At 58.5% G+C, this 7779-nt stretch carries 9 protein-coding genes; 3 read left to right on the top strand and 6 right to left on the bottom strand.

Features of this window, described 5'->3' with window-relative positions; all coding sequences use genetic code 11:
* Positions 1–296 precede the first annotated feature (296 nt).
* The 4 genes from C1A35_RS14865 to C1A35_RS14850 form a co-directional block, all read right to left on the bottom strand.
* Positions 297–815: an HK97 family phage prohead protease gene (locus C1A35_RS14865; protein WP_234822868.1), complete on the bottom strand. Its 519-nt coding sequence runs from the start codon at positions 813–815 to the stop codon at positions 297–299.
* A 161-nt stretch (positions 816–976) separates the two neighbouring features.
* Positions 977–1555: a hypothetical protein gene (locus tag C1A35_RS14860; protein ID WP_104665049.1), complete on the bottom strand. Its 579-nt coding sequence runs from the start codon at positions 1553–1555 to the stop codon at positions 977–979.
* A gap of 3 nt (positions 1556–1558) precedes the next feature.
* Positions 1559–2089 carry a hypothetical protein gene (locus C1A35_RS14855; protein ID WP_158665076.1) on the bottom strand — a complete coding sequence of 177 codons (531 nt, stop codon included), beginning with the start codon at positions 2087–2089 and terminating at the stop codon, positions 1559–1561.
* Positions 2090–2368: 279 nt separating this feature from the next.
* Positions 2369–3259 carry a hypothetical protein gene (locus tag C1A35_RS14850; RefSeq protein ID WP_104665047.1) on the bottom strand — a complete coding sequence of 297 codons (891 nt, stop codon included), beginning with the start codon at positions 3257–3259 and terminating at the stop codon, positions 2369–2371.
* A 354-nt stretch (positions 3260–3613) separates the two neighbouring features.
* Here C1A35_RS14850 and C1A35_RS14845 point away from each other — a divergent pair, with 354 nt between their 5' ends.
* Together C1A35_RS14845 and C1A35_RS14840 are read left to right on the top strand one after the other, a co-directional pair.
* Positions 3614–4027, top strand: a complete 414-nt coding sequence (locus tag C1A35_RS14845) for a GIY-YIG nuclease family protein (protein WP_104665046.1) — start codon at positions 3614–3616, stop codon at positions 4025–4027.
* A 138-nt stretch (positions 4028–4165) separates the two neighbouring features.
* On the top strand, positions 4166–4633 hold the full coding sequence (locus tag C1A35_RS14840; RefSeq protein ID WP_158665075.1) for a hypothetical protein: 468 nt from the start codon (positions 4166–4168) through the stop codon (positions 4631–4633).
* A gap of 137 nt (positions 4634–4770) precedes the next feature.
* Here C1A35_RS14840 and C1A35_RS14835 read toward each other — a convergent pair whose 3' ends face one another.
* The gene (locus C1A35_RS14835; RefSeq protein WP_104665044.1) at positions 4771–6648 is read right to left on the bottom strand and encodes an AAA family ATPase; all 1878 of its coding nucleotides are present in this window, start codon (positions 6646–6648) and stop codon (positions 4771–4773) included.
* The gene (locus tag C1A35_RS35965) at positions 6623–6892 is read right to left on the bottom strand and encodes a hypothetical protein (protein WP_158665074.1); all 270 of its coding nucleotides are present in this window, start codon (positions 6890–6892) and stop codon (positions 6623–6625) included. Before C1A35_RS35965 ends, C1A35_RS14835 begins: the two co-directional genes overlap by 26 nt.
* A gap of 609 nt (positions 6893–7501) precedes the next feature.
* Between C1A35_RS35965 and C1A35_RS14830 the strand changes: the two genes are divergently transcribed.
* Positions 7502–7765, top strand: coding sequence for a hypothetical protein (locus tag C1A35_RS14830; RefSeq protein WP_104665043.1), 264 nt, complete (start codon positions 7502–7504; stop codon positions 7763–7765).
* Positions 7766–7779 lie beyond the last annotated feature (14 nt).

The following is a 7779-nucleotide window of genomic DNA, read 5'->3' as shown; positions in this document are numbered from 1 at the left end:
TCGCTACGGCGCTGTCGAGGGCGCGCTCGCGAGCGGCTTCGCTACCGCCCAGCTACACCACTTGTGGGGACGCGACCCGACATGATTAGGGAAGGCACATTCAGAGACGGCTTTGAGGTCGGCTACAGGGCTATCAAAGGGACCAGTGTTGGCATGCCTGGCATTCCCGGACAGCCTGGAACTCGCGGCAACAGCACGCCCTTCTTGATGGGAGTGCGAAAAGGTATCGAGCGCGCCTTGGGCAAAGATATCGATGACCTCCGAGATTGATGGTATCGACGGTCATCATTAGTCCCTTAGCCGATGGCGATGCCTCTGGCCTTCATCGCAGCCTCGGCCCTACGACGGCTGTCGGCGGCCTTGGTCTGATCGGAGCGCACCAGCTCGGCGCTGGTTGTTGGGTAGGCAGGCGTCGCAACGATGCTCACCTCGTAGAGTTCCGCCTCTTCGACGATGCGCAGTGGCAACTCGTCGTAGTCGCCCTCATCCCAAGTTTCCTTGGTCACTCGGAAACCAAAAGAGCAGCCACGTACATCTTGCCGGCCCACAACGCCGATGGCCGTCTGGCCATCGGGCGTCGTCTCATCAGGTGTTAGCGAGAAGTCTAGCCCGATGCGATCAGGTCGAAGCGTGAGCGTGTGCGCAGTCGTCCTGCCGAGCACTCGGTTGTGGTCGTGGCCGTATAAGGCCAGCACATCTGGCCGCTCGCGGAGACTCTTGTCGAAAGCTTGCGGTGCGATCTTTTCCCGGAATAGACCAGAGATCACCGTTTCATCGTTAAAGCGCACTGCATAGCCAGTGATGATCTTAGCCACGTCTTGCCCTCTTCTCAGCTTTGGCGAGCTGGATGCGGCGAGCTATGTTCTCGGCGCTGTCGGTAGACCCTGCGTGGCGCGACTCGCCTGGTAGCTTCACCAGACGTTGCGATGGTTTGCGGCGTCCGCGCTCGGTTGCGTGCTCCACGCGCGTTTCGCGATTAGTTGACATAGCCAAGCTCCTTCGCTTCCCTGATGTAGCGATGCACATGACCGTCGCGTGCGTCTCCCAGGAAGTTCGGCTGCATTGGGCCGAGGGCAGTCCAAGAGACGTCTTCGCGATCGAGCTGGTCGACGATGTCAACGAGCGCCACGTGGGCGGCGTTCGCTTGGAGTAGCGCCTCAGCAACTGCCGCTACGCGAAGGCGGTACTCATCCTTGACTGCAGCACGAACAGCGGCGCTTGCCATGCCGCGACGATCCGCGAGACGGCGTTGAAGGATTTCAACCGCGGCCTCGATATCTGCTGCGTGCTTGCGGAGTTCCGCCAGGCGCGCAGGTCGCCGTTCCAAGGTGGTGTCGACGACTTCTCCGAGCAGAGCCGCGACCCCGGAACGCATCGATGGGGCTTGCCGCGCGCGCAAGTCTTGCTCTAGCTCGACAATTTCCCGAGCCGTTGTCGACTGGTCGTTGCGCAGGCCAGCGATCTTCTGCTCGATCTCTCGGTAATCTTGGTCGACTTCGCCCAGGCTCGGCACTCGGAAAGGCTCAGCGGCCGGCGAGGATTTCTTGAAAACCATTTGTCAGGCTCCTGTGAAAGTTTCTTGGATGGCATCCGCGAGCGCGGCCACGTTGATACTGGTTGAGCGCCTATGGCCTGACGCGCCCCAATGAGCCGCGATGGCGCCGCGCTCTCGGAATCGGCCGGCGCTCCCGTCGTGCCAGTGCAGTGCGACTTCCGGCCAGTTGGCTACGAATTCGAGCTTAATGCCTCGGACATCACTGTTGCCGTCGGCGGCCAGGCTGAAAATCGCATCGATCTCCTCGCCGGCATTCCGAGGGACCGAGGCGGGTGCGCGAGACACGTCAGCGCCACCAGGCGTCAAGTTTCGGTAGGTGCGCACCGCGTCGGCAGACTGGTGCAGCGGCACGTCGGCAGCGAGCGCAATGACGAGAGTGACGAAGTCGTCGAGATTGAGTTCAGGCGATTTGCCGGGGCCGCCAAGGGGCAAGGCGCCAGCCTCCTGAAGAGATCGCGCCACTTGTCGTGCTCGCGATTGAGGAAAGCCAACGCGTCGCTCCAGCGCAGCGATGGCGGCGTTCATTTTGGCCACGTGGCCTCCTGTGATTTTTAAGAGTTGCGTTTGTGATGGTCAAAAAAAGAAAGGGCCAGAGCGCGCATCAACTCGCGCTCCAGCCCTAAAGTCCGGCACATGGAGATGAAGCCGGATGGGGTTGCCGCCCTGTACATCCGAGGTACGGCATATTTCTCGGCGGCATCCCTTGTTGGGGTAGGGTGCGCCGAAGGTCATGGTGCGACATGACCGAAACGAAAAAGGAGCGCCGAAGCGCTCCCATCCTTGCATTACCGTGGCGCGGTGTTTGGGGTGCACCTATGCGGCACGCCTAAGATATGCGATGCGCCTTGCTATCAACTCGGTTCGTCGCCGCTCGACGTTTCGCTCTGCTAGCTCTTCGGCCTGGCGCTGTTCGGCTCGGAAAGCCGCCCACTCTTCGCGCACCGCATCGAGGGCTGTCATTACCAATGCCTTGCCGACAGCTTCGGCCTGCTTGCCCTTGAAGTGTCGAGCCTCGCCGACCTGACCGAAGTTCATGCCTCCTAGCACGGCATCCTCGAACGGCGCGACCAGCGGCCCCATTGCGCTTCGAAGACGCTCAAGCACGCCCCGCATGTCTATCTGGGCTATCAGGGTGCGATCATTGAACCGCATGTTCATAGAGCGCATGACGACGACGGTGGTTTCGTCGGTCGGCCTGGCTTGGCTGGATACACCCGGCGCCTTCACCAATTGGCGCTCTTCCTTGTAGGAAATGTTCCCACCGGGAACTCTTTCCCCTGGCCAGTCCTTCGCGGCCGCCTCGTCGACATCGTCATCGTCGATCGATGATCTGGCCTCAATACCAAGGCCGTCGGCTCTCGTCGGATCCTGACCCTGCAACGGCTCGACTTGCATCAGCGCGACAAGGCCACGGTAGTGCTCTACGAGCTCAGCGTCTTCGTGCCGGCCGTCTCGGTTCAGCTTGTCTAGCAGCGGCCACGAGACCAGTTCGCGATTGTCATTGGCTGGTTTGCGCTTGCTTGGCTTCCATGCTTTCGGCTTGGGCGCTTCCTTTGCGGGAAGGACTGTCACCGCGACATCGGTGGCAGCCATCTTCGCCGCAAGCCATTCGCGCGCCTCGCGTTTGTCGGCCGGGATGGTAGTCGGGGTGGCGTAGTCTAAAGATGCGTTGTCATTCGCAACGTCATAGATCGGTCGTTCCAAAGAGGTCGCACCCTTTCGGAAAGAGGAAGTTGTTGCCGACTCGTGCCGGCGGCCTGTGTGGAGATTGCAGGTTGAAGGTACGACGGCTTTACAATTTTGTCAAGTCTGATATTGACAAATAGGAATAAGTGTGCATCTGCGCTCTGATTTCGAGTTTTGCGGACGAGCAAAATTTCTTGGGGCGCCGGTACGGCGGCCGATCGAAGGAGGGATGCGATGCGCCCTCGTCAACGGTGGATAGCAATAGATCAATATATAGTGTCTCTTTGCCAAAATTGACTACTATTGAGTTCCGCTAATGTTCTGATAGGATTTGTTTGCGGGGAGGTCGATTCGGACAAAAGGAGTTTTGTAATGAGCACTGGCCTTCTCGGACTTTTGATCAATGCGCAAAGCTCTCCTCCGCCTCCGCAATTTCACTGGTGGCAAGGGGCGTCGGGGTACTGGTGGATCACTACGGTGTATCCCCTTTTCGGTGTGCCCGACTTCGATTCCGCCGTTTACATTTTTGTTCGCCGTAACGCCGACGGGGCATGCGATCCAGTCTACGTCGGACAGACCAGCGACACACATCGCCGGATGTCTGAGCACCTTCGCGACAAGCTCGTATACGCGATGATCTTGGGTGCGAATGAAATCCACGTTCATTTGCTCGCAGAAACGAAGGCGGATCGCTTCGCGGTTGAGACTGACCTGCGCAATCGTCACCTGACGCCCTTGAACAAGCAGGGTGTTGGTCTGTTTGGCCTCGCGTCCCTGTACGGCTAAGGCCTGCCGGCCGGCAAGAAAAAGTCTCCTGGCTGTGGCGATGGAGGCTTTTTCTACCGGAACTTGTGGGCTACTACTCGTCAACTTCAAAGCGGGTGGAGATCTAATTTGCGACGGGAATTTGTACCAAGAGCGCCATTGGCGTTGATCAATCCCAATAAGGGGTGGGTAGTCGCGGAACTTGATAGTTTGCTTGCCGAATGGCGCGATTGGCTGAGGTTTGTTTCCGACCTTCCAGACAGTCCGGATTACCACCCGCAGACGTGTACGGACGCAATAAAAGACGGCTGGGACAACATTCGGAAACACGACGTTTTACGTGAGAAAACTCTCACATTCCTTGCCGGCAATTTCGGTGGATACGATTTTCTATTCGCAAACTGGCCGCGTCACCCGCATGAGAATAACACCGCGAGGAAGGCCGTCGTTGTCCCTAGCTGGATCCATAGGCTGGAAACTCTCGCAGCCTGCATAGAATACGCGCGAGTTCCCGACGGGTTTTGGAAGGAGCAAGGCAAGAAGATGGTGGAGCAGCTTGCATTGGTGGCTCCAGAGAAGGCAGCAGACACCGCGGCAAGTTGGCTTCGTAATCCATTCGCGAAATGATCCAGGGGTTGCGGCACCTCAATTTTGCGGCACCACGATTTTCTTTACACACACCCGCGGCACACCCCCATCCACAAGGGATTGGGGGGTGGTGCCGCAGGTATTTGTGTGACTTGCGGCACCTGTATTGCGGCACCTCATTTCGGTAGTGCCGCAACAGGTTTGATGTGCGGTGAGACGCGTCGGTAGCTGTCCTGAATTTGGACGATCTCCAACTCGCCGGCGTCGATCCAAGCGGCCAGCATTGCCTTCACCTGTCGCTTACTGTCCTTGTCTCGGACATCCAAATCGAAGAACTCCCCGACCAGCTGCCCAGCCCAATTGTTGGCCTGATCACTCGCTTTAAAGTCGCCAGCGCCAAGTCTGGCCTTCAATCCAGCAAGCGTTTCGGTCGGTACGTCGGCGACAAGAGACGCGCGTTCTTCCGCAGCGCGCTTGGCGACAATATCCCGCGACGGCCAGTACCAAGATTCAACGACACCGATTTCGTCACCCCTATTCGTCAGTCCCTTGCCGTTATTCAGCGGCACGGAAACAAACCGACGCCATTTGCTTCCGGCCGATGCTGGCACCATGTTGACCTTGCCGAAATCCACGCGGAAATAGCCGCACGCATCTTCAAGGCCCGCTCTCTCGCCTTCATCCTTCGTCATTGCATTGATAGTTCGGACGGACCGAGCCGCGTCCTTAAGCGCACCACCACCTCGAGCAGAATCTGCAGTGATCTCGAGATTACCCTTCGTGACGTGGTGAATGAGCTCGACGCTGCAGTTGCCCTCGTCGGCGATCCGTCGCCACGCCTTGGCAACGCGTTGGATAAGTCCGTTGTCGTTCTCTGGCACCTCGTGCGTTGAGACGAAGGGATCTACGATCACAACATCGATTGCGTTCTCACGGATTACGGAGAGCATGTCGTCAACCATGGGCTCGCGCACCTTGAAGTCGCGGCCCTCTTGGCGAACGATGACGAATTCTTGTTCTCGGCCAGAGTCGGTAAAGAGCCGATCGCCAATCTGCTCGGCAGTGACGTTGAAATGCATTGCGGCCGCGGTGAAGCGGCGCTCGATTTCGTCGGCTGGATCCTCCGCGTTCACATACCAAACGCGGAGCGGCCTGCAGAGCGGCCCGTCAGGGTCAAGCAGTGGTCGACCAGTCACCATCGCCAGAGCTTCCGAAACGGCGTGTGCGGACTTACCGCCCCCACCGGCGCCCACTGTCACAGAGAGGTAGCGCCTCATATAATGCAGAGCGTGCAGCCACTCGCGCTGCGGAATTGCGGTCGAGTTACGAAGAGCGAAAGGAGTAGCGCGCAACTGCGGCGTTTCCTGAACCGCCCAAGATCCTTTTAAGGTATGAAGAATAGCGACACCGTCAGCGCCGAAGGACACGCGGCCGGTTTTGCTGTCAATGGTAGCGCCGAAGATCGACTCACCGATGATCTCGCCACCGTGTTCCTTCTGGAGCCGTATGAGGCGCTCTTTCACATCAGGTCGCGCTGTTGGTGGTTCGTTGTCGTTCGCGGCAGGCGGCGGGTTCATCTTCTCGGCTAGCCGTGTGAGGCTTTCCGCAAGGGGACTCGGCTTGTATTCTTTCGGGGGCGGCGCGGCACCAATGTCTCGGCCGATGATGCGCATTGCGATCTCGGCGTCAACTTCCGGGCCGGCGATCTGCGCCATGCTCGGATGACCCGTTGCCGGATCCAGCCAAAGTAGCATGGAGGTGTTGGCGTCGCAGCCGTCGATGTTGTCGACGAGAATGGCCCAGCGGCGCGCCTCAGTCATGTCGGCAGGCCCGGAATCGCTTGATGGCTGCTCTAGGTTGGTTGGGTCGGCCCGCTCCCAGTCTCCGCTACCATCTTCCGCGGCAGGGGCAACGACGACGTTCGGGTTTGCGCGCTCCCAGTCAAGAATGCGATCGTAGATGCCGTAGTAGACTGATGCGATGCCGTCGAAGTCGCCGGCGGTGAAGTGTTCCTGTAGTGTAGCATGCTTACGCTGCGCTGCGCTGCTCGACATTAATACCCACCTCGTCGGTCGTCAGTTGGATGATTTCGCGCCGTACTTCTGGCGCCAGGCTTAGGATTTGCGCGCCGCTACGTGACGGCGGCCCGTAAAACAGAACACGCCCGTCAGGGGCGCGAACAAGACTGCAGTCGAAGATAAGGACGCCTGGCGCCGGTTCGATCGCAAACCGAGCAAGCGTGCGGAAACCTCCCGGTGACGGCTCCTGCCGCACCGGCTTTGCGTGTTTGATTTTCATGAATGCCCCCCGCCAGCTTCTAGACAAAATGGCGATAACCCATTGACGCCAAGTCCACCTCTAGACAAAAGGCGCTCACCAAGAAGTTTGAAAACGCACGCTTCGTCGCGGATTGAAAATCCGCGTGTCGGTGGTTCAAATCCGCCTCCGGGCACCATTCATTTTCTGAAAATAATCAGTGCTTTAGACGGAGATTTGCTCCGGTGGTTGCGGCATTTCGTATTGTGTCCTGTAGTGACTGGTTTCCCTTGATTCTCAACGGTTTCCTGCAGGTCCATGCAACATGCTCTGCATGCTGCTGAAAAGGACTTCCGCGATGCTCAGGAAGCCTATGAAGCGGTTTCCGCTAAGGATACAGGGCGAAGGCTTCAGACCTTCTTTTCACGGACCAGTGGCGCGAGGCGACATATGTTGATGCAAGCAGAAGCTGGTCCGGGAAACGTATAGTTCAACTTTGACTGCTAGAGCCTGGTGCCACGGATTCTCTCAAGCATCGACGAAGGCCACTGAATGCGAAGACTAATCGTTGCCCTACTAACTTTGCCTATTTCATCTGCCATGGCCCAAACGCCGACCTGGCCGCCCACTGCCGTTTGCGTCGCAAGCGGCATGACCTACTTCTTTCTCGAAACACCGCCCACCACCTCCAATGCGGGAGCGGGCTGGACCCGCCTCCGCAGTGACGCCGGCAACACCTACGATTGCCGCGTCGTCGGTGAGCTCGTCTCGTTCAGTTGGAGAAACAAATCGGGCAAGAACATGGAAAGCCATCGCACGACGTGGAAACTTGACGGTGATGAGTTGGTCGTGACGACTGACGTGCAGACAGTTCGGTTTGAACGAGCGGGAGATAGCGTTCGCACGTTGAAGTAGGCGGCGTGGGGCGA

It is taken from the genome of Ensifer adhaerens, from assembly GCF_002940685.1.
Classification (GTDB): domain Bacteria; phylum Pseudomonadota; class Alphaproteobacteria; order Rhizobiales; family Rhizobiaceae; genus Ensifer; species Ensifer adhaerens_E.
The sequence above is the reverse complement of the archived record's forward strand: the minus strand, read 5'-3'. Positions and strand labels throughout refer to the sequence as shown.